Annotated in this window: 19 protein-coding genes and 3 pseudogenes; 20 read left to right on the top strand and 2 right to left on the bottom strand. The window is 43.6% G+C overall.

Annotated elements, in window-relative coordinates:
- Nucleotides 1-111 precede the first annotated feature (111 nt).
- A pseudogene (gene bioB / locus JCM10914_RS18320) lies at nt 112-1,115 on the bottom strand (biotin synthase BioB).
- A gap of 275 nt (nt 1,116-1,390) precedes the next feature.
- Between bioB and JCM10914_RS18315 the strand changes: the two are divergent.
- From JCM10914_RS18315 to JCM10914_RS30625, 16 genes and pseudogenes are all read left to right on the top strand, one after another.
- Nucleotides 1,391-1,945, top strand: coding sequence for a dihydrofolate reductase family protein (locus JCM10914_RS18315; RefSeq protein WP_023963590.1), 555 nt, complete (start codon nt 1,391-1,393; stop codon nt 1,943-1,945).
- 18 nt (nt 1,946-1,963) lie between these two features.
- Nucleotides 1,964-2,505 (top strand): annotated as a pseudogene (locus tag JCM10914_RS18310) (MerR family transcriptional regulator).
- Between the two features lie 797 nt (nt 2,506-3,302).
- Nucleotides 3,303-4,636: pseudogene (locus tag JCM10914_RS18305) on the top strand (lytic polysaccharide monooxygenase).
- Nucleotides 4,637-4,889: 253 nt separating this feature from the next.
- The gene (locus JCM10914_RS18300; RefSeq protein WP_370570265.1) at nt 4,890-5,210 is read left to right on the top strand and encodes an ArsR/SmtB family transcription factor; all 321 of its coding nucleotides are present in this window, start codon (nt 4,890-4,892) and stop codon (nt 5,208-5,210) included.
- 77 nt (nt 5,211-5,287) lie between these two features.
- Complete coding sequence (locus JCM10914_RS30640) at nt 5,288-6,298, top strand: alpha/beta fold hydrolase (RefSeq protein WP_023963585.1); 1,011 nt, start codon at nt 5,288-5,290, stop codon at nt 6,296-6,298.
- Nucleotides 6,295-6,594, top strand: coding sequence for an alpha/beta fold hydrolase (locus tag JCM10914_RS30635; RefSeq protein ID WP_023963584.1), 300 nt, complete (start codon nt 6,295-6,297; stop codon nt 6,592-6,594). Before JCM10914_RS30640 ends, JCM10914_RS30635 begins: the two co-directional genes overlap by 4 nt.
- A 113-nt stretch (nt 6,595-6,707) precedes the next feature.
- Nucleotides 6,708-7,061, top strand: coding sequence for a hypothetical protein (locus tag JCM10914_RS28505; protein WP_148300230.1), 354 nt, complete (start codon nt 6,708-6,710; stop codon nt 7,059-7,061).
- A gap of 174 nt (nt 7,062-7,235) precedes the next feature.
- A complete protein-coding gene (locus JCM10914_RS18285; protein WP_023963583.1) occupies nt 7,236-7,997 on the top strand; it encodes an alpha/beta fold hydrolase in 762 nt (253 codons plus the stop codon).
- Nucleotides 7,998-8,126: 129 nt separating this feature from the next.
- On the top strand, nt 8,127-9,221 hold the full coding sequence (locus JCM10914_RS18280) for a GntR family transcriptional regulator (RefSeq protein ID WP_023963582.1): 1,095 nt from the start codon (nt 8,127-8,129) through the stop codon (nt 9,219-9,221).
- A gap of 306 nt (nt 9,222-9,527) precedes the next feature.
- On the top strand, nt 9,528-10,439 hold the full coding sequence (locus JCM10914_RS18275; protein ID WP_023963581.1) for a sugar ABC transporter permease: 912 nt from the start codon (nt 9,528-9,530) through the stop codon (nt 10,437-10,439).
- 12 nt (nt 10,440-10,451) lie between these two features.
- Nucleotides 10,452-11,342: a carbohydrate ABC transporter permease gene (locus tag JCM10914_RS18270; protein WP_023963580.1), complete on the top strand. Its 891-nt coding sequence runs from the start codon at nt 10,452-10,454 to the stop codon at nt 11,340-11,342.
- Between the two features lie 117 nt (nt 11,343-11,459).
- Complete coding sequence (locus JCM10914_RS18265) at nt 11,460-12,881, top strand: extracellular solute-binding protein (protein ID WP_023963579.1); 1,422 nt, start codon at nt 11,460-11,462, stop codon at nt 12,879-12,881.
- Nucleotides 12,875-13,111, top strand: a complete 237-nt coding sequence (locus JCM10914_RS30630; protein ID WP_023963578.1) for a hypothetical protein — start codon at nt 12,875-12,877, stop codon at nt 13,109-13,111. The genes JCM10914_RS18265 and JCM10914_RS30630 overlap by 7 nt, the downstream gene beginning before the upstream one ends.
- Before the next feature lie 83 nt (nt 13,112-13,194).
- Complete coding sequence (locus tag JCM10914_RS18260; protein ID WP_023963577.1) at nt 13,195-15,390, top strand: glycoside hydrolase family 95-like protein; 2,196 nt, start codon at nt 13,195-13,197, stop codon at nt 15,388-15,390.
- 46 nt (nt 15,391-15,436) lie between these two features.
- Nucleotides 15,437-17,437, top strand: a complete 2,001-nt coding sequence (locus JCM10914_RS18255; RefSeq protein ID WP_023963576.1) for a hypothetical protein — start codon at nt 15,437-15,439, stop codon at nt 17,435-17,437.
- Nucleotides 17,438-17,645: 208 nt separating this feature from the next.
- Nucleotides 17,646-18,029 carry a glycosyl hydrolase-related protein gene (locus tag JCM10914_RS30625; RefSeq protein WP_036718899.1) on the top strand — a complete coding sequence of 128 codons (384 nt, stop codon included), beginning with the start codon at nt 17,646-17,648 and terminating at the stop codon, nt 18,027-18,029.
- A gap of 192 nt (nt 18,030-18,221) precedes the next feature.
- On the opposite strand, the gene JCM10914_RS18245 is transcribed toward JCM10914_RS30625, so the two are convergent.
- Nucleotides 18,222-18,944, bottom strand: coding sequence for a RibD family protein (locus tag JCM10914_RS18245; protein WP_023963574.1), 723 nt, complete (start codon nt 18,942-18,944; stop codon nt 18,222-18,224).
- A gap of 159 nt (nt 18,945-19,103) precedes the next feature.
- Between JCM10914_RS18245 and JCM10914_RS18240 the strand changes: the two genes are divergently transcribed.
- The 4 genes from JCM10914_RS18240 (at nt 19,104) to JCM10914_RS18230 (ending at nt 21,041) form a co-directional block, all read left to right on the top strand.
- Nucleotides 19,104-19,661 (top strand): TetR/AcrR family transcriptional regulator, encoded by a 558-nt coding sequence (locus JCM10914_RS18240; RefSeq protein ID WP_036718895.1) that lies wholly within the window; start codon nt 19,104-19,106, stop codon nt 19,659-19,661.
- Nucleotides 19,662-19,927: 266 nt separating this feature from the next.
- Nucleotides 19,928-20,263 (top strand): DinB family protein, encoded by a 336-nt coding sequence (locus tag JCM10914_RS30620; RefSeq protein WP_023963573.1) that lies wholly within the window; start codon nt 19,928-19,930, stop codon nt 20,261-20,263.
- A gap of 69 nt (nt 20,264-20,332) precedes the next feature.
- Complete coding sequence (locus JCM10914_RS31450; protein ID WP_269433906.1) at nt 20,333-20,449, top strand: DinB family protein; 117 nt, start codon at nt 20,333-20,335, stop codon at nt 20,447-20,449.
- A gap of 226 nt (nt 20,450-20,675) precedes the next feature.
- Nucleotides 20,676-21,041 (top strand): hypothetical protein, encoded by a 366-nt coding sequence (locus JCM10914_RS18230; RefSeq protein ID WP_023963571.1) that lies wholly within the window; start codon nt 20,676-20,678, stop codon nt 21,039-21,041.
- Nucleotides 21,042-21,051: the final 10 nt, after the last annotated feature.

Genomic DNA, 21,051 nt, shown 5'->3' with positions numbered 1-21,051 from the left:
AAACGTTAACTGACCGCCCCTGCCAAATCCAGTTCTATAATGTGCGTGAGCAGCTCTGGTGTCCGGTCAGCAGAAGCGAACCTCCAGAGCGCCTCCACATTGGTCAACCTCTTACAAGGCGTTTATCTCAATTTCAAAGCCTAAATCCTCAATGATTTGATGGTCAGTGGATACCTCTTGGCCTGATGTGGTTAAATAATCACCTACGAAGAGTGAGTTGGCTGCGTACAGAGACAGGGGCTGCAGTGTACGCAGGCTAATCTCGCGGCCGCCTGCCACACGAATCTCTTTGGACGGCAGATAAAGCGGAACAGCGCCAATACCTTTAAAGCTTTCATAGCCGATGTGCGGCCCGCATTTTCAAGCGGGGTTCCCTGAATCGCATTGAGGAAATTAATTGGAATCGAATCTGCATCAAGTTCTCGAAGTGCGAAAGCCATTTCCACAATCTCACGATTTGTCTCGCCCATTCCGATAATGACGCCGGAGCAAGGAGACATACCACTCACTTTCACCTGTTCGACGGTTTCTACGCGTTGATCGTAGGTGTGAGTTGTCGTAATCGACGGGTAATTGGCTCTACTAGTGTTCAAGTTGTGGTTGTATCGGTGAACACCAGCTTCAGCGAGACGTTGGGCTTGTTCGTCCTTTAAAATGCCCAAGCATGCACAGATTTTTAGTGGCATTGTTTCACGAATTTCTTTGACTGCAGACACCACTTGATCTAGCTCCTTTTCGGTGGGACCTTTCCCTGAAGCAACAATGCAATATGTCCCTGCCTTGCGGGCCATAGCTTCGCGTGCCCCTGCAAGAAGGGTACCTTTATCCAGTAGTGAGTATTTCTTCACAGGCGATGTCGAAACAATCGATTGCGAGCAGTACCCACAGTCCTCAGGACAGAGTCCACTTTTAGCGTTTATGATCATGTTCAGTTTCACTTTTTTATCATAAAAATGCTTTCTAACTTGAAAAGCAGCTTGCATCAGCGGAAGTACTTCATCATTATCGGCTTCGAGAACCGTTAATCCTTCTTCTAGCGTTAAACACTCCCCACGTAATGCTTTATGTGCAAACAACTGCCATGAATTCTTTTCTATCGTTTTAATTGTTATCATCCCCATAAATTAAATTGATGTGTCTTTCATAACTATTGTAAACCTAATATTTAATATATTTGGTTTACAATAGAATGTGAACAGTTTATCAGACCAAACTGATCAAGTAAAGCAGCAATATTAAAAGGCTTGAAATAACCTGTTCAACAAGCTATTCGAACTATGATCAATTTTGTATTTGCTATTACGGTTTAGGGAATCGCTATTAATATGACATAAGGTGACGTATTTGAGATCTATAATGGGTGGTAGATTAGCGAAAGGAGTACCATATCATGAAACGAAGAATAATTTTAGATTTAGCGGTTACTTTAGATGGTTTTATTGAAGGCAAACATGGTGAAGTTGATTGGTGCATTATGGACGATGAGCTGGAGTTTAATCATTTTTTGAATCAAGTGGATACCATTTTGTATGGAAGAAAAAGCTATGATTTATGGGGACAATTTACTCCGGAATTGAAACATTCGGATTCTGAAAAAGAATTCTGGGATTTGGTTCATAGTAAAGAGAAATATGTGTTTTCCAGGACGCAAAAGGGAACGAACGATAATGCCATCTTCATTAATGATGGTATTCTTGAAGAAGCAAATAAATTAAAGAATAGGCCTGGTAAAGACATCTGGCTATATGGTGGAGCAGAGCTTATTGCAACTTTTATCAATTTAGGACTTGTTGATGAATTCAGATTATCTGTTCACCCAGTTGTATTAGGAGAAGGGAAACCGCTGTTTGTGGATATAAAAAAGCGGTTGAATTTAACAATGGTGAATACAAGATCGTTTTCCTCAGGCGTTGTACAGCTAATATATCATTTTGAAGGGAACTAAGAATATTGCACATTCCCCATGATAAAATCATTAGTCTTTCGCACAAGCTGCCATTTTTTTGTTGTAAGCTTATACACGATAAAACAAACCGCCGAGCAAACCGGAATTACTGAGGATACGATCCGTTATTACGAAAAGATTGCGCTGCTGCCTCGTGCAGAGCGGAAGGACAACGGGCACCGCATCTACCGACAGGCGGACATCCATACGATCCGGCTGGTAGCATGCCTGAAAAAAACGGGGATGCGGCTAGAGGAAATGCGGCCTTTTCTGGCAGTCTCCACCGATACGGATCCCGCGGAATATCCCGAACTGGTGGAACTTTTAAGGAGCCATCGGAGTAATATGGTCAGCCAAATCGCTTCGCTACAGCAGGTCTCGATTTTATCGACATGAAGTTGGAGGAGGGGAGATACCGACGGGACTGCTCGGACGAACCTCTAAATGACTTATTGGAGAAAAGGATGGGAGAACCGAAACCAAAGCCGGTCTCACCCGTTGAGATGAGTTATTTTTCCTTGTCGGCCAAAGCGGGCAAGCGGCCTGCCTCAGTAAGATAAGCCCACACACATTTATAAATTCGAAAAAGTCTGAAATCAGGCTATCCTTGTCGAGGGAGAAGAATTGGGTTTCCCATGAAAGTCGCTATTATAGCGACTTTTTTGTTGTATCGGTACAAATTCTCGTCCCGATTGCGGCAAAGAACAAGCTCAAAACAGGTTTGCCGGATCAAAGAATGGATAAATTACACCCTTGACAAGAAATGGTTATTGTTCAATAATATAGACAACCAATTACTGGTAATCCCTCTTTCGTTTCTGTCTGACCCATACATCAATTTCACTCTGTTTCATGACACTCCGCTAATAAGACTCCTATTGTGACGAAACTCTATTATGCCTGATTATATAGATTCCTCCATGTTTAGACATGACTCCATCCCCCTCATGCTTTACCCTTAGGCGTACTTCATCGGTTATGATCCCTACATACTTGCGCGCTATGGATGTCAGCATTCATCAGCAGTTTACATAGCTGATTCTATATAGAGCAGAGTTGCTCACGCTTAATTTCCCCTTCCCACGAAGATTTCCAGCCCGCTTATTTACGCTTCTCACAATGCGACAAGGCATTATTTCTCATGACTTTGTACGAGTATATAGGCTCTAAGGAGTTTATATAAATCGGCTTAAAAGGGAGTGGATGCCCGCAAGGTTAACGGTTGTGCACAGGTTTGGCAGAATTATTTTCAAGAAGAGAGGAGGCAGAAACTTAAACGATCGTGGCAAAAAAGGTGTCGAAAAGCGAAAGGCACATCATGACCAAACCAAACCAAATCATGGGAGGTATTGTGATGATGTTTCAAACCCGTTTCATTTTGCGATTAATGCTGATTGGCGGAGGATTGCTACTCGTATTCGCTTGTATGTTCGCGTTCTCAAAGAACGTGTCGGCCCACGGATATATTAATGATCCGGCCAGCCGCGCGATCCAGTGTAAAAATGGATTGAATACCAACTGCGGCCCGATCATCTATGAGCCCAGAGCCTGGAAGGGCTGAAAGGTTTTCCTGCTGCCGGACCCCCTGACGGTAAAATCGCCAGCGCCGGCCTTGCCGCGTTCGCTCAGCTTGACCAGCAGTTAGCTACGCGCTGGAACAAGGTGAACATGACGAGCGGCACCAACAACTTTACTTGGATTTTTACCGCTCGCCATGCCACGACAAGCTACCGTTATTTCATCACCAAACCCGATTGGAATCCCAATGCGCCGTTGACCCGCGCCCAGTTTGATCTAACTCCGTTCTGCACGATAAACGGGAATGGCCAGCAGCCACCGGCTACGTTAACCCATACGTGCAACGTACCACAAAGAGACGGTTACCATGTCATCCTCGGCGTGTGGGATATCGCGGATACCCCAAATGCCTGGTACATCGTCATCGATGCCCAATTCGGGCCTGGTGACAGCATTGCGCCTACGGCGCCGACCAATCTGGCCGTCAGCAACGTTGGCACAACGACGGCCAGATTAACTTGGGGGGCCTCGACGGACAATATTGCCGTCACGGGTTATGAAGTGTACAACGGAGTCAATGTCATCGCCACGGTGCCTGCCAATCAGACAAGCGCCAATCTCACCAATCTATTGGCAGGCACGACATATAACCTAGCCGTGAAGGCGTTTGACGCTTCCGGCAATCGTTCCCCGGCCAGCAATAGTGTCCAGTTTACGACCACGCAGCTCCCGGTCGACGTGACGCCGCCGACCAATCCGACTGGCCTGCATGTAATGGGCACCCCTACGTCAACGTCAGTCACGTTGATGTGGAATGCATCCACGGATGCTTCGGGCATCGCTGGTTACCGGATCTACAACGGCAACACGGTGATTGCTACCGTCACTGGAACGGCAACCGAGAAGGTCGTTACCGGTTTAACGCCGAACACACAATATACGTTTACGGTCCGCGCTTACGACCCATCGAACAACGAATCTGGCAACAGCAACGCCGTGACGGTGACAACGCCTAACGGTCCGAGTGCAACGCCATGGTCGCCAAATACCGCTTATGCGGTCAATGCGCTCGTATCCTATAACGGCAAGGTGTACAAATGCATCCAGGCCCATACTTCCTTGCCAGGTTGGGAACCGAGCAACGTGCCCGCACTCTGGCAGCTACAACCGTAAACGATGGCTTTAGAAGAGTAGGAAGCCCGCCGCTTGTAATGAGCGGCGGGCTTATTTTTCAGGGTCGATTCGCGCGGCTGGATTCCATGTCATAAACTAATGCACCAGTGCGGAATATACAGGCTGAAGGGGGAACTTTAAAATTTAATAAAGCAGCAACAGTATCTCTAAAATGTCGGAGAAGACTTTTCTTTAATATATATTGACATGTATATACACTTAAATATATATTAAGATCATGAGATCATCAACCTTGCAGTTAACATTACTTACTCTTGCCGAACCCAATCGATTCAATATCGTTGAGTTGCTAAGAAATGGGCCCAAATCGGTAGGAGAAATCGTCCAAGCCCTAGGTATTAGCCAGCCGCATGTTTCCCGTCATTTGCGCATCTTGAGCGAGGCCGGGATGGTGCGCTCACGCAGCAAAGCTCAGCTGCGCATATATAGCCTTGAAGCCGGACCGTTCCAGGAGCTGGATGAATGGTTTGATTCCTTCAGTATTCTATGGGAAGAACGTCTCGACAATTTTGAGGAGTATATGCAGGAATACAAGAAGAAGGAGGATCAATGACAGGTATTAACCGTTAGGCGACGTCTGGAACAAAAGGCTGAATTCGCTTGAAAACTACCTGAAAAGGATGACTGCAGATGAAAAGAAAAACAACCATTCGTAAAAACAGCGAACGCAGAGAACTCACTGTCGAGCGTAGCTTTGCGATGCCTGCCCAGCTTGCATGGGAAGGTTGGACGGAGCCTAAACATATTACAAAATGGTGGGGGCCAAAAGGCTGGACGACAACCGTCTATGAAATGGATGTGCGGTCAGGCGGAGTGTGGCGGTATAGTCTCAAAGCGGATGACAATAGCGGCGCAGTCGCCTATTGCAGAGCCATATATGAAACAGTAGAGGCACCGAGCAAACTGGTATACATAGACACTTTTGCCGACAACGAGTGGAATTTGGTTCCGGACAGCGAAATGCACACCACTGTGTTGTTTGAGGAAAAAAACGCAGGAACGCGGATTAGGATCGTGACGCGATTCGCTACCAACGAACAATTGGACAATGCAGAAGCAATGGGCATGATTGAAGGATTTACCGATGCCTATGATCGACTGGAAGAATACTTAGAAACTTTAATAGGAGGCAATGACACGATGGAAACTGTTATTTCAAAAGATGGGACACAGATTGCTTATACCAAACAAGGGACCGGTCCAGCCCTTATCTTGGTTTCATCGGCAGCGGCTGACCAGCAGGATGCTTCATCAATAGCCGAGCACTTGTCGACAAATTTCACCGTATATAATTACGATCGTCGCGGACGAGGCCGAAGTACGGATACCGCGCCTTACGAACCCGCTCGAGAAGTGGAAGATATCGAGGCTTTAATCGCAGCCGCTGGTGGACAAGCTTTGCTGTTCGGAAGCTCGTCCGGAGCCGTATTAGCGCTTGAGGCGGCAAACTTGCTAGGGGACTCGGTCGCGAAGCTCTATTTGTACGAACCGCCGTTCATTATCAATGACAGCCGTAAACCTGTGCCTGGTGACTACGTAGAACATTTAAATGCACTCATCGAGGCCGGGAAGAGATCCGAAGCCGTTGAATATTTCGCATCCGAGGCCCTTGGTATTCCTGAAGAGTATATCGCTACATGAAAGCCGATCCTTCCTGGAACAAGATGGAGTCCCTAGCGCATACGCTTGCTTATGATGGAATGATTATGGGAACAACGCAATCCGGGAACCCGCTGCCAGTCGACAGATGGAACATTACGATTCCTACTTTGATTATCACAGGAGAAAACAGCGAACCGCTTTTCCATGACGCAGCACAAGCGCTTGTCGAGCTTTTACCAAAGGCTGCTACGCATTCACTCCCCGGTCAAGACCATTCCGCGGTTATAATGGCCCCTGAGGTAGTGGCAAATGCTATAGTGGACTTCGAACGTTAAGGAGGATGGCAATATGGCGAATCTTCAAACACTGGATCGACTAGACGGTACATGGCAAATCAGCGGGGGAGGATATGAATCGACGATGGTAGAATGGGGATGCTTATTATTCAATTGGTACCTCGTTTAATGAGGGTGAATTAGCGGCAGACTCAAATATAATATATGATGAAAATCCGCCTACATTAATCGCTCGTAGTGACAACATATTACTGAATTCATTCACACAGTTGCCAGAGGATGCATATTTCTTAGACTTTGATCTTGCTAAGCAAGATAAGCAATTACAGCGGTTCATCTCTAAAAATGAGTTGAAAATGCCTCATATCGGTAGTCTTAATGGAGTTGATTTGAATGATCCAAACCATCGTAACATAGACAATTATTACATTGACATGAATTTAGATGAGACCTATGATGCATTGATTAATTTTCGAAAGGCAAACTTATTTACACCTTATAGGTGATGGTTAGGAGCAATTCTTATTCGATGCCTATTTAACCCCTAGAGGAAAGATAGTTTATAATAGAATATGCGATTTTGTCGCTGCTATTGAGATACGTTATCTAAATTTTACGACAGTCGGTTTATTAAGCAATGACTCCGGGAGAGACAACCCTAATGCAAAGGTGGTTCAGCATTGACAATACAACGTAGAAACAAATGGAGAACAATAGCAATATGGGCAAGTATGTTTATTGTGATGATGGTGGCCGGGCTTCTCGTGTACCTCAATTTCGTCACGTATAGCCCCTCTGAACGAGCTGAAGCCGCGTTGCAAAGTGATGATCAAATCAAGGTCACAAAGATCAAACATGGATATCGATTCGAACCTGAGCATACAGAGCCAGTGGAGCCGAATGTGATCTTTTATCCGGGCGGACTAGTGGAACCGGAAAGTTACTCAACGATGGCCAGGACAATGGCAGAGCAGGGCCACCGAGTATATATAGCAGAAATGCCATTAAACTTGGCCGTTTTCGGTCAAAATAGAGCTGATTTATTTATCGAAGAACATCCTAACGAAAAGCATGTAATCGGTGGGCATTCGTTAGGTGGGGTCATGGCTTCACGATATGCTGCGCAACACAGCGAGAAGTTAGCAGGTGTCTTTTTCCTGGCTTCTTATGCCGATGGCGATGGGAGCTTGAAGGACGCTGACTTGTCTGTCTTACAAATTACAGGCACGGATGACGGAGTGCTTAACGGAGAAAAGTGGGAAAATGCCAGATCAAATCTTCCGGAAAATACGACATATGTCAGTATTGAGGGTGGAAATCACGGGCAATTCGGGTCTTACGGCATGCAAAAAGGAGATCATAAACCCACAATTACCGAGGAGAAACAGTTGGAAAAAGTAGTTATGGCACTAGAAACATGGATGGATGGGTTGAGCCGATGAAAGGAATGTCATATTTTTAAATCACATTACCACTCAAAAAACAACGCACTTGTATTTTCTGTATCAAAAAACTTGACGCAGCAAAAGCAAAAAGTTAATGTGGTAATAAAAACAGGGAGACATCATTTTGTGGCTAAGTACATTATTCTTAAACAAGACATTCATAGAAGACTAATGAATGGGGAGTGGGCGGAAGGCTTTAGACTGCCCTCCAGTAGAGAATTTGCTGAATACTACGAATCCAGTGTGAATACGGTGGAGAAAGCCATCAAAGAATTAGCCGAAGAAGGGTGGTTAATTCGGGATACCCGCAGAGGAACTTTTATAGATAAAAGCAAACTTACTGTTCAAGGCAGCACTCATCTGGTGGCTGCTTTCGTTTTTGGCATTGAAAATCCGCTTTGGTCCGCTGCATTGAGAGGAATTGAAGATGTATTATATGTACAAGGATATCAACTGATGAGTTCAAGCAATGATCGAAACTTGGAGAAGTTGGAAGTGCTTGCAAAAGGGGCGGTAGCAAGAAAAGTCGAAGGAGTCATATTATGTCCGATTTTGAGTCATGGGCATGAAGATATCAATAATCGGATTTTCTCGCTCCTTCAAGATCATGGCATTAAAGTTGTTTGTCTGGATCGAACAGTATATAACAGCAATATTCCTTACGTAACAAGCGACAATATAACAGGGGCATATAATTTAACGAAGTTGTTAATCGATCATGGCCATCGTCGTATATTATTTATCCGAAATTCGAACATAAGCACAATGAATGAACGCTTAGTGGGATTTAAACAAGCGATGATCGATTCAAATTTAGAATATTCCGATGAATTTGATGTCATTATACCGACACAAATGGAGGATTTCTCCAATGAATTTGATTGGTATTGTGATGTAATTGAGCAGAAAATGAAACAATTGAGTTTCACGGCTGTATTGACAGCGAATGATCAGATTGGGGAAGCGGCAATCCATGCCTTCCATAAACTAAACTATAGTATTCCCGAGGATGTATCGCTTGTGACGTATGATGCTGACAATTTATCCCGAAAAATAAATTTCAATGTAACCGGAATTTCACAACCCTTCTATGAAATGGGACAGAGTGCCGCTAGATTATTGCTCAATTTAATTGATGGAAAAGGAGAACCATATAATATCGGACAAGTATGCAAATCGAAGATCGACATTGGAGAATCTGTAAAGTCGATCGAGTCATAGCTAACCTGGTTGCTAAAATTAAGACGACGATGATTCCAAGTATCTGGGATCATCGTCGTCTTTTTGCTGTCTCCAAGCCCAAGGTTCCGTTTTATAACTTTTTAAAACACCCACCCCTCATAATGAATATCTTTTATACTTATCCACTTTGTTATCAATCAATCCTGTATTACTTCTGTATCATTTAAATGAATTTAATTAAACATATTATTGACACAGATGTCTGTTTATTATAATATCTGACTTATCGAAGTGAATAAAGCGCTTTCTTTGACATGTTAATGTTCTAGAGGGGGAATTAGCGAGATGGTAAGTCTACGTCATTTTTTGCTTAAATCTTGGAATCAGCGCTACTTATTTTTAATGGTATTACCCGGTTTTCTCATTGTGTTGGTGTTCAGCTATTTTCCTATGTACGGCATACAGATTGCATTCAAAAAATACAGTGCGATGCAAGGGATATGGGGCAGCGATTGGGTTGGTCTTAAATACTTCATTATGTTTTTTAATGACCCGACCGCGTTGAGAGTTCTTAAGAACACGCTACTATTGGGGATCTACTCATTGCTGTGGGCATTTCCGGCTCCGATCATACTGGCTTTGTTATTTAACGAAATCAAAAACTCCATATTCAAAAAAGTGGTGCAGACGATTTCCTATTTGCCTCACTTTATATCAACTGTGATCATCGTAGGGATTATTAGGACGTTTACTGAGAGAGAAGGGCTATTTAACAAAATAGTCTCACTATTTGGTGTCGATCCCATCGTGTTTCTCTCGGAACCCAGCTGGTTTAGGACTATATTCATAAGTACAAATATATGGCAGGGCATCGGATTCGGTACAATCCTATTCTTGGCCGCATTAAGTAGTGTTGATCCTACCCTATATGATGTCGCAAATATCGATGGGGCCAGCCGTTGGAGAAAAGTGCTGAACATCAATTGGCCTCATATTAAACCGACGACGATTATATTACTGATTTTTTCTGTAAGCGGCATATTGGGCACAGATTTTCAAAAGGTGCTGTTGTTGTACAGTCCGGATACATACGAAGTCGCCGACGTAATCGGTACATTTATATACCGGGAAGGCATTATCGGAGCAAGATTTGAGTATACGACGGCAATTGGACTCTTCCAGTCATTAATTGCTTTTATACTGCTTATTGTGACTAATTTGATAAGTCGTAAGGTTTCGGAAACAAGTCTTTGGTAGGGGGAATTGGGGATGGTTGGCAAAGAGAGTATCGGTTCGAGAATATTTGACCTTCTAAATATATGTCTCATGCTGCTTCTGTGTGTGGTCATGCTTTACCCGTTCTTACACGTAATCGCAGTGTCATTAAGCAGTTCCGAACATATCCTCCGAGGCGATATTACTATTTTTCCTAAAGGATTTAATTTAAGCGGGTATAGTTACATTTTTAAAGACCCTTTTCTATATTCGGGCTATGCTCATTCGATAATTTATGCGGCGGGATCTACATTGGTTATGTTGACCTTTACTTCGCTCATGGCGTATCCGCTTACAATTACCGATTTTGTTGCCAAAAAGTTTTTTGCGGTTTTCCTGGTCATAACGATGTTCTTTAGCGGCGGCTTGATCCCAACATATTTACTTATTCGCAGCCTTAACTTGCTTGATACTTACTGGGTAATGATTATACCGGGATGTATATCTGCTTTTAATGTATTGTTGTTCAGGTCGTTTTATCAATCCATACCGGCCGATTTACGCGAATCAGCTGTCATTGACGGCGCCAATGACGTTCAAATTTTGTGGAGAATTTTTTTACCGCTTTCAAAACCATTATTGGCGACCTTTGCGCTGTTTGGGATTGTGGGCAGCTGGAACAGTTGGTTTGAGGCGCTGATCTATCTGAACGACGAGACTAAATATCCGTTGCAATTAATCCTCAGGAAGTATTTGTTTACACTTTCCTTTGAAGCTGGCTCGGGGACGGCGGCCATGCAAGCGATGCTGTCGCAAATGCAAATGGATCCGAAAAATATTCAAATGGCGATTGTTGTCATTGCGATGTTTCCCATCATGTTAATCTATCCGTTTCTGCAAAAATATTTTGTGAAAGGCGTCATGATTGGAGCTGTTAAAGGTTAACCATCACCATATAGTTAGTGACTTAAGGGAGGGGATTTCCTGCAAATAGACATAGACGAGCATGAAAAGAACAGTGACGAGTTACGGGTAGTTCAGAAAAATAATGGAGGGGTAAGTATGAAACGAAGTAAAGGGTTCTTATCACTTATTCTCACGATTTTATTCGTCTCGGGAACAATATTTGCGGGTTGTAGCTTCGATAACAAATCAAAAGATGGCGCTATAAACGAAGATGCTCAATCCGGCAACACCCTAAGTTTTTCCGTTACTTTGCCTTCTTTCGGTAAGATAATGGAAGATTCCATGGTGCAAAAAGAATGGGTAGCCGAGATGGAGTCCCTGACCGGTAAAAAGCTTGACGTTAAATTTAATTATATACCTATAAGCGAATATAGCGATAAGTCGAAACTTTTGCTCGCAAGCGGTGATATTACGGACTTAGTATTGATAATGAACAAGGACTTGTATAATCAATATGAAGCAGACGGTCTATTTATGGATCTTAGCCCATATCAAGAGCTGCTGCCTAATTACTTGGATTTGGTTAGACAGGCGACAAACGGTGAAATTAAAGCAATCAGATCGGACGGTACATTTTATGGATTGTGGAACATGAACTTACCAAGACAGGCCCCAGATAAAGGAATGGGCGTATACACTCCGGCAACGTACCGATACGATATTTTGGAGAAGAATAGCATTAAGATTCCAAACACGATAGACGATCTATACGAAGCGGCCAAGAGGCTAAAGGAACTCTATCCTAAATCGTTTCCGGTCAATACAATATGGAATTCCTTTGATTCGCTCTTCTTAGCTCACCATAACGGCGGATCTCAAGTTTACTGGAACGGTGAGAAATATGTATTTGGACCGATGGAAGATTCATATAGGGAAGCTCTGCAGTTTGCGAACAAACTGTTCTCCGAGAAACTACTGGATCCGGAAGCGTTCTCGGATAAAGAAGATGCTATCAAGAAAAAAATAATGAATGGAACCAATTTCATATTACTGCAAAGCTGGTTTAACTCTGCTGCAGATTGGAACCGTTTGGCAACAGGAGAGGAGAAATTTATCATCTCATTATTTCCGGATAACCCGAAATACGGGAAAGCTTGGCAAAGTATTAACGATTACAGCACTGTAAGCGTGGATCAAGGTGCGGTGATGGTCGTGAATTCCAAAGCAAAAAATGCGAAAGATTTAGTCCAGTTGATGGATCTGCAATATAAACCCGAAATCATTGAATTGGTGACATGGGGCTTAGAAGGAACGACATATACGAGAACTGCCGATGGCAACCCTACGTTTGTCGATTCGATTAAAAATGCCGAAAATGCTTGGGAAGAAGGCGACAAATACGGTATGAGAGCAAGCAGCTCGTACCGCCCGGGATTACAAATGGCAATCGATACCAAGGCATTCGTCGATTTTGCACCGAACGATTTTGGTTTCGTGAATGGCAGTATAATTGAAAAACCATGGGAAACAGCTTTCGCGGATATGCCGTTCCCTAATGATTATACGCTCCTATGGTGAATGAACCTTTTCTTGAGTTTACCGATGACGAACGGGAACAAATTACTTCGGTGATGTCGCCAATTAACACTTTCGTAGCGGAGATGCAAAATAAATTTATCAACGGCAAAGAGAGCTTAGATAACTGGTCAGCGTTCCAAGATCGATTGAAAAAGACCGGTGATATTGATAAAGTTCTTCAGATCTATGCCGATGCTCTGAAGAGATACCAAGACAGAGTAATACAATAGCGGAATGAACGAGCCGCAATATTCCTTATTGATGGTGACATTGCGGGTAATTTAATTAATTTCAAATATAGGAGTGACGATGGTTGAAAAGCGAATTTGAATGGAAAGAGCGAATGGCCAAGTATAACGGAATCTTCACGGAGCCACCTAAAAACATACCTACGGACAAAGTAGTGGATGGCCCTTTAATTGGAAACGGTGATGTCGGAGTAGTCATCAGCGGATCGCCAGAACGGCAACGTTTATGGATATCGAAGACGGACTTTTGGAAAGCGAAGCGGCTTTATCCGAACGGCAGTCCATGCTTGCTCGGAGGCATGGATATACATATACCTGCTTTGGCAAAAGCTTCGTATTATAGTGAACAGAGGTTGCTTGAAGCGGAAGTTGCATCGGTCTTTCATCATGACACGACATCGGTCTCCATAAACTATTGGGTTCCAGCCGGTGAAAATGTGGTAATCGTTGAGCTTTCATGTGAGGGCGATGCCGACGTACCGATTACGGTTGACTTGTGGGTTCAGGAAGGAAATGAATCCAAGACAGAAGAGGGACGGCAGGACGATATTGCTTGGGTGTCTCGAAAGTTTAACGGCGCCGACCTCGATTGGCCGACAGAAGGTGCAATTGCCATGCGCTGCTTGGGCGGCGGGCGCGAATCAATTTCATTGCAGCCGGGAATCAAAACCTATATCGTGGCCTATGTTTTGACGAATCATAATGTTGAAGAATATCAGCAAGAGTCGGTTGGAAAAGCCGGACTTATGGATGAAAATCGAATGGAGCTGCTTCGTTCAGAGCATAAACAATGGTGGAGTCGGTTTTGGGCAAAATCCGAGATTGAAATCGGCGATGATGTGCTGGAGAAGTATTGGTATGGCTCTCACTACATCATGGCTTGTTGCAGCCGCAACAAGGCGTTTCCACCTGGTTTATTCGGCAACTGGATTACGACGGACGACCCTGCCTGGGCGGGGGATTATCACTTGAATTACAATTACCAAGCCCCTTGGTGGGGAGTGTATTCGTCGAATCATATCGAATTGAGCGAACCCTACGATACGCCGTTGCGGGAATATATGCCAAACGGACGTAAGTATGCCGAGCAATATTTAGGCGTTAAAGGAATCTATTATGATGTCGGTATAGGACCTAAAGGATTACCGACTGCTCTATCCTCCTCGCAAGCAAGCATAAAATATGAGAACGGCCATTTATTTTTGGGACAAAAAAGCAATGCCGCGTATTGCGCAATCAATATGCTGATGCGTTATTACTACTCTTATGATATGCAATACGCGAGTCAGGAGGCGTATCCGTTCCTGCTTGAAGTTGCTGATTTCTGGGAGGATTATTTGAAGTTCGAAGGAAACCGATATGTCATCTATCGCGATGCGGTTCACGAAGTCCCTACTTTTACGGATTCGCATCCTGACGATGAATGGCTGAAGGAACTCGAAGAGAAGAATCCGATCCTCTCGTTAGCGCTAATTCGGGCAGTATTCAAAGGGCTGCTGAATATGTCCCATGAATTGAACCTCGATTTGAACCGGCGGGATAAATGGTCGCATATTGTGGAGCATATCAGCCATTTTCCAACGTTTCAGCGCGATGGAAAAACGATATTTCGCTTAACGGAAGAAGGGCGCGACTGGCGCAATGATAATACGCTGGCCATTCAACATATATGGCCTGCCGGAGCGATTGGACTTGGCTCGGATCCGAAGCTGCTTGATATAGCCAAAGATACGATTACGGTTTTGAACCGTTGGACGGATTATAATGGATTTCCAACGATATTTACAGCCGCAGCCCGGGTCGGATACGATCCCGAAGTCATCTTGCATGAGTTGCGTCGTCAGTGTCTTGAACATAGCTATCCCAATCTATTTATTTTCTTCGGTGGAGGCGGCATTGAGTGCTGCAGCGGCGTACCTTCGGCAATCAACGAGATGCTAATGCAAAGCCATGAGCATGTAATCAAGTTATTTCCCACCTGGCCCCGTGGAAGAAACGCCCGCTTTACAAATTTAAGAGCCGTCGGCGCATTTATGGTGTCGAGCGAGCTAGCAGATGACAACGTAATTAACGTAGACATTATTAGCGAGAAAGGCAGAACATGTACAATCGTTAACCCATGGCCAATGGAAGACGTTGTGGTTATGGAAAAATACGGAGATATTCATAAGAAAATCGAGGTGCAATTATCCGGTGACATCGTTTCTTTTACTACTGAAGCAGGCAAGAGTTATATCTTAGGTCCCGAAAGGCAGCAATGAAACCGTCGACACTAAATAATATATAAATATAGAGGTTGTGTATTTAATGTCAAAAATTAAAGACGTACTTATTCTCCATCATAGTCATTTGGATGTTGGCTACACACACTCACAGCCTGTCTTGCTTGAGCTGCAAAAGAAATATATCGATCAAGCATTGCAGTTGTGCGAATTGACTGAAGATTGGGCGGAGGAAAATAAATTTCGTTGGACGTGTGAGTCCAGCTATCCGGTACTTCGCTGGCTGGAGACAGCAAGTGAGCAACAACTACGGCAAATTAAACGTTACTTGCAGAACGGACAAATGAGTATCTCCGCTTCGTTCATGCATACGACCCCGCTTGTGACAGCTGAGCAAGCGGCTCGTATGCTCCAACCGATCAAGGAGATTCGCAGCCGCTTAGGTTTTGAGATTAAGACCGCTATCCACCATGATGTAAATGGCCAGCCTTGGCCTTATAGCCAACTTCTGCTGGATGCAGGCGTGGAGTTTTTCATAATGGGCATTAATATTCACTTCGGGGGAATCCCTTTGACGAGACCGATGGCTTTTCAGTGGGAAACGCCGGATAAAAGAAAGCTGCTGTCTTTTAACGGCGAGCATTACTCGCTCTTTAGCCAAATCTGTAATGTGAACGCCCAAGATACGAATATTATGGCCGCGGGACTTGCCCGATATTTGGAGAAAATCGACGCGAACCCGGACTATCCGTTTGATTTTATTTACTTGACCGCAACGAACATACCGCTCTATGACAATAATCCTCCCGACCAGGAATTGGCCGGTTTAATCAAGCGATGGAACGGAGAAAACCGGGAACAGACGATATCGTTCGTAACACCGGAGCAACTATATGCAAGGATCAGAGAACAGGAGGAGCAATTACCCATTTATTCGGGCGACTGGACGGATTATTGGAATTTTGGTTCAGGCAGCTCGGCCAAAGAAACCAAGCTGAGCCGCCACACGAAACAAGGAATGAAAACAGCGGAGTTTCTAAATGCTTTTCAGGTAGAACATGATCCGTCCTATATGCGAATGGAGAAGCAAGCTTGGGAACAAATTCATTTATACGATGAACACACATGGGGAGCTTTCAATTCCGTCACAGAGCCGGACCATTTGAATGTGGACATTCAGTGGATGCATAAAGCGCACTATGCATACTTGGCAAACAGCTTGACTGGTTATTTGCTGGGAGTACAAATGGAGAAATTAGCAGGTAATCCGCTTCAATCGGAAGAACCCGAAGGGATTCTGTTGTTGAATTCATCTTCCGTTCCTGTAAAACAGGAAATTCGCATTCCTTCCAGCTTCACCATGAGAGGAAGACATCTTAGCGCCGATCGAATGCGTCAGACACTGATGAATATTGAAGCTGACCATTCGGCGACAAGTTATGGAATCATTGAGCTGCCCCCATTCAGTTGGCGAAAGATTCCCTTGCACAGACTGCAAGAAGCAGCGTGGTCAAAGGATATTACGGTTGACGCAGGGAGCATAGAAACCCCCTATCATAAGTGCTTCTTCGACCCTTCAACAGGAAGGATATTAAGTCTGTATGATAAGCGGGCGGATTGGGAGGTGCTTGATGTATCCAGTCCCTGGAGTTTATTTCAATATGTGCAGGAATCGATCGATCCGACCTGCCAGCATAATCATCGCAGCACTATTTTTCCTAGAGATGTGGAGAAGGGGAACAACAGCATCAGCGTATGGAATCACAGTTGGAAGGCCAGGAGGCTAACGCATACTGGAATGAAGTCATGCCACGTAGAGCGCAGTGCGCATTCAGCCACATTGGTTCTTCAGTTCGCTGCGCCCGGCGTGGACGATCTAGAGCAGAGATTTACATTTTTTAGCTATCGCCCGGATATCGAAATGAAAGTCTCCTATTATAAACAAGACATTACAACACCAGAAGGTACGTATTTCGCGATTCCGCTAAACTTGAAACCATGCGATGCCATTATGATACGGCCGGACAATTCGTCGAATTGGACGCGCAACAACTGCCGGGTGTATGCAGAGACTACATTACCGTAGATAAGAGTGTTTCGGTCTATGACGACTTACATGGGATAACGCTTGTTTGCCCGGATGCACCGCTGGTGCAAGTAGGGGATTTTAACTTTGGTAAGGAGCACAAGAGTATCGCAAGGGATCCGAATCCGCTTCTATTGACTTGGCCAATGAATAATTATTGGGATACCAATTTTCGGGCGCGTCAACCGGGGGGGTATCGTTCACTTATATGTTGACTACTTTTCGCTCATTTGACCCTGTGTTTACAATGGAGACGGCTGTCGAGGCCGTATCCCCTGTTGTCACTGTCCCGGTCATCGCCTGCAATAAAGAGGAAACCGGACAGTTTATGCAGATCAGTGGCAACGGAGTCCAGGTGTTCGATGTTAAGCCGGCCGAGGATCGAACAGGAATTGTATTGCGCCTAGGCAACTGCATGGATGAGTATGTAGATGTACGAATTCATTTTCCGAATAGACGCATTAAAGCCGCTTATAACACGAATGTTCTTGAAGAAATTCAAACGGAAATAACTTGTCTTCATAACGACACGATCGAATTAAGTCTTGCGGCTAAACAAATGTTGCACCTTCTTGTATTGGTTGAGGACTGATGTGGAGATGCAGGTGGTGGAACAAAGCACTAATCGTGTTCTCCGCCGATACGAAAAAAAACATCGAGAAACCAATTGTTCTCCAACTGACGCCGGTAGAGTACCGACGTCAGTTGGGACCAAGGTGTTCTCACAAGGTTCACGATATAGTTATTGAACATCTATCCTCAAATGTCTTTTTTGCTATGAATTTTATCTATTAATTGTATAATTCAGATATATACCGTTAGACTCTAATTTTTGAACTTCTCTTAATACAAATCGTGCCGCTGGTTGTTTCACAAGAGAATCTGGCTTGGCAAATAATGCTGGTGTACTTGTATCCCCGTCGGCTGCTGGAGTAATGACCAGGCTTAATTCATCAACGAGTCCTTCATTTAGAAAAGTACCATTCAAATAAGCTCCTCCGTCCAACATCATTTCCTCGGCACCCAGCAAGGTATTAATCTTTCTTAATACTTCATGTAAATCCAGTTGCTCTTTACCGCCGAAAAAATAAGATATTCCTAATTCTTGCAAATATATTAAATAATCATCTGGTACAACCTCCGTGAGAACCACTACAATATGCGATTCCACTTTTAACTGAAACGAGGTTGGTACGGTACTTTGGGTCCATCTCAATTTTCCTTTAGGATCTACTGCAATGACATACCTTTTGGCATGAGCATCCGCAATAAAATCTGTTCTAGGTACGGACAAGGTGATGCCTTCATTAAATTCCAACTTTTCTCCAAAAGCGAATGACTCCTCCATCGTAACCCTACCGCACATCCAAGCCTTAGGATTATAGCTTTCCTGGATTTCTACATATTTCAAAAACAAGGATTTTGCTTCTTCTGTATCCATGTAATCCCCGATTATTTTTCCATCTAAAGATGTCATCATGTGGCAAATAACATGAGGTCTTTTCATATTTTTCTCTCCTTGAAAATCGATTTTTATCCTTGTGTGTATTAATACTCTGCTGTATATTTAATTTAAAATAGAATGATGGACAAAACAATGACCACATTGATTAATTCATGTAGTAATACTCAATTATTCTAATCTGTGTATGAAATGGAGTTTGATATGGAAGAGAAATTAGATCGAAGAGCCAAAAAGTCTAGAAAAGCAATTCAATCCACATTTTTGACGCTTTTACTTCATGATGGATTTGATCGTATTACGGTGAAGACTCTTACTGATCAAGCTGATATCAGTCGAAAAACATTTTACTTGCATTTCACTGATAAATATGACTTGTTAGACACTATCGTTCAAGAACAAATAAACGAACTCAAATCTACTTGCGCCGAAAGTAAAGCAACTGATTTTATAGAAAGTACCATCATTTGGTTTCATTACTTTGAACAGAAGAAAGATTTCTTCTACGCCTTATTTAAAAGTGAAAGCACCGTATCTTTTAGAAAACAACTTCTCCATTGTCTCATGGAACAAATCGGTGGAGAAATTCCAATTGTAGATGCCACTCCAGATCGAGACCTTACGATTCGTTTCCTTAGCACAGCCGTTCTAGGTATTGTGGAATCCTTTGTTATGGATGAACTCAATTCTGACTGTGAACATGTAGCCAGACATGTAGGAAAATTATTAGAAGAGAATCTATCTTTCATATCAAAACACTAGCTTTCAAGGTACTTCGCATGGCTGTATGTCTAATCAGCAGGAAAATTTGATTATAGTCTAACATTCTCTGTTTTTCTTTAATGATTTTGATATAGTTGAAACAGGGGAAATATCTTTGATCTACCCCTATATAATATTGTAGGTCATATTACCGCAAGGAGGCGTTTGTAATGAAAATGACATTCATTCCCGGGCAATCCACTAAGGGGCTAGACGCATAATCGCCCTTAAACTGCGGGCTCCCCTATTAGAAACGGGGAACAAAGTTGAAAAAATATGCTTTGCAGCAATTTGATTATCATGTATGGGCAAACCAGCAGGTTTGCAAGCATCTTCAGAAACTTTCGGATGAGGTATACCGCAAGAAAATCGTTAGTGTGTTTCCAACCATCTACGACACGATCGTCCATATTTATATTATTGATCGAGGTTGGTTGACTTTCTTAACTAAAGGCGGCGTCTCCGAGTTGTCAGAGGAATACTTTGAGCACTTGAAGAACTCGATTGAGGTTATAGTGGCAGAAACCAATGGCAAGAGTATGGAAGAACTGGGTCAGATGCAAGGTGAGCTGGCAGTTCAATTCCGGTCATTTATCGAGTAACATGAGGATATCGAGGTTGTATATCCGTCAGGAACATTCAACGCCAGATGCGTGGACTATATCCAACATATGGTGAACCACGGAACTTATCATCGTGGTAATGTGACGGCGATGCTCCGGCAATTAGGGCATCCCGGAACACCAACAGATTATGCCTTTTACTTGTATAATTTAAGCCATTCGTAGTCGAAAAAGCAGCCTGGAAAGCTATTACTCCAGCTGCTTTTTATCTTTGCCATAACTACGCGACATGAACAGCAGTTGCCCCCAAGCAACTGCTCTTTAGTAATTAATCGGTTTTATCCACGATGTAAGTTAAAAACTAACGATTTCTCAACCATTGGATTGCTATACTTTATTTACAGGTTGCGCAGCCTTATTAAAAAACATAAGCTCAAAGGAGATATGAACCATGGGAATTTCAAAGAAAAAGATCATTGGATTGGGTCTTGTAGGAATGTTAGCTTTAAGTGGAACTTCCGTATTTGCGGGTACAGGCGGGACTTCACTTACCGAGGTTCCAGACGCAAAGATTGATTTCAGCAATGTCATCAAAGGAGAAGCGAAAGCTATTGGTGAAGTTCCAGAGTCCGCCCGGAAAGGGTTGAGCGGCAAAACGAAAGTTAAGGCAGGAAATAAGCAAGTCTCCCTCGTTGAAGTCGAAGGCGTGGAAATCGATTTTAGCAAAGCCATCAAAGGAGAAGCAAAAGCTATTGGTGAAGTTCCGGAGTCGGTGCAAAAACAGTCTGCCGGCAAAACAACATCTGCAAAAAAATAGGGCATTGAAA

Source organism: Paenibacillus sp. JCM 10914 (assembly GCF_001315105.1).
Classification (GTDB): Bacteria; Bacillota; Bacilli; order Paenibacillales; family Paenibacillaceae; genus Paenibacillus_AQ.
The sequence above is the reverse complement of the archived record's forward strand: the minus strand, read 5'-3'. Positions and strand labels throughout refer to the sequence as shown.

Excerpts from the sequence above, each read along its gene's own strand:
- JCM10914_RS18255 (WP_023963576.1), top strand. The coding sequence starts at position 15,437 with ATGTCAAAAATTAAAGACGTACTTATTCTCCATCATAGTCATTTGGAT.
- JCM10914_RS30635 (WP_023963584.1), top strand. The coding sequence starts at position 6,295 with ATGAAAGCCGATCCTTCCTGGAACAAGATGGAGTCCCTAGCGCATACG.
- JCM10914_RS18265 (WP_023963579.1), top strand. The coding sequence starts at position 11,460 with ATGAAACGAAGTAAAGGGTTCTTATCACTTATTCTCACGATTTTATTC.
- JCM10914_RS30630 (WP_023963578.1), top strand. The coding sequence starts at position 12,875 with ATGGTGAATGAACCTTTTCTTGAGTTTACCGATGACGAACGGGAACAA.
- JCM10914_RS18275 (WP_023963581.1), top strand. The coding sequence starts at position 9,528 with ATGGTAAGTCTACGTCATTTTTTGCTTAAATCTTGGAATCAGCGCTAC.
- JCM10914_RS18245 (WP_023963574.1), bottom strand. The coding sequence starts at position 18,944 with ATGAAAAGACCTCATGTTATTTGCCACATGATGACATCTTTAGATGGA.
- JCM10914_RS18240 (WP_036718895.1), top strand. The coding sequence starts at position 19,104 with ATGGAAGAGAAATTAGATCGAAGAGCCAAAAAGTCTAGAAAAGCAATT.
- JCM10914_RS30625 (WP_036718899.1), top strand. The coding sequence starts at position 17,646 with ATGTTGACTACTTTTCGCTCATTTGACCCTGTGTTTACAATGGAGACG.
- JCM10914_RS18315 (WP_023963590.1), top strand. The coding sequence starts at position 1,391 with ATGAAACGAAGAATAATTTTAGATTTAGCGGTTACTTTAGATGGTTTT.
- JCM10914_RS31450 (WP_269433906.1), top strand. The coding sequence starts at position 20,333 with ATGGTGAACCACGGAACTTATCATCGTGGTAATGTGACGGCGATGCTC.
- JCM10914_RS18230 (WP_023963571.1), top strand. The coding sequence starts at position 20,676 with ATGGGAATTTCAAAGAAAAAGATCATTGGATTGGGTCTTGTAGGAATG.
- JCM10914_RS30640 (WP_023963585.1), top strand. The coding sequence starts at position 5,288 with ATGAAAAGAAAAACAACCATTCGTAAAAACAGCGAACGCAGAGAACTC.
- JCM10914_RS18270 (WP_023963580.1), top strand. The coding sequence starts at position 10,452 with ATGGTTGGCAAAGAGAGTATCGGTTCGAGAATATTTGACCTTCTAAAT.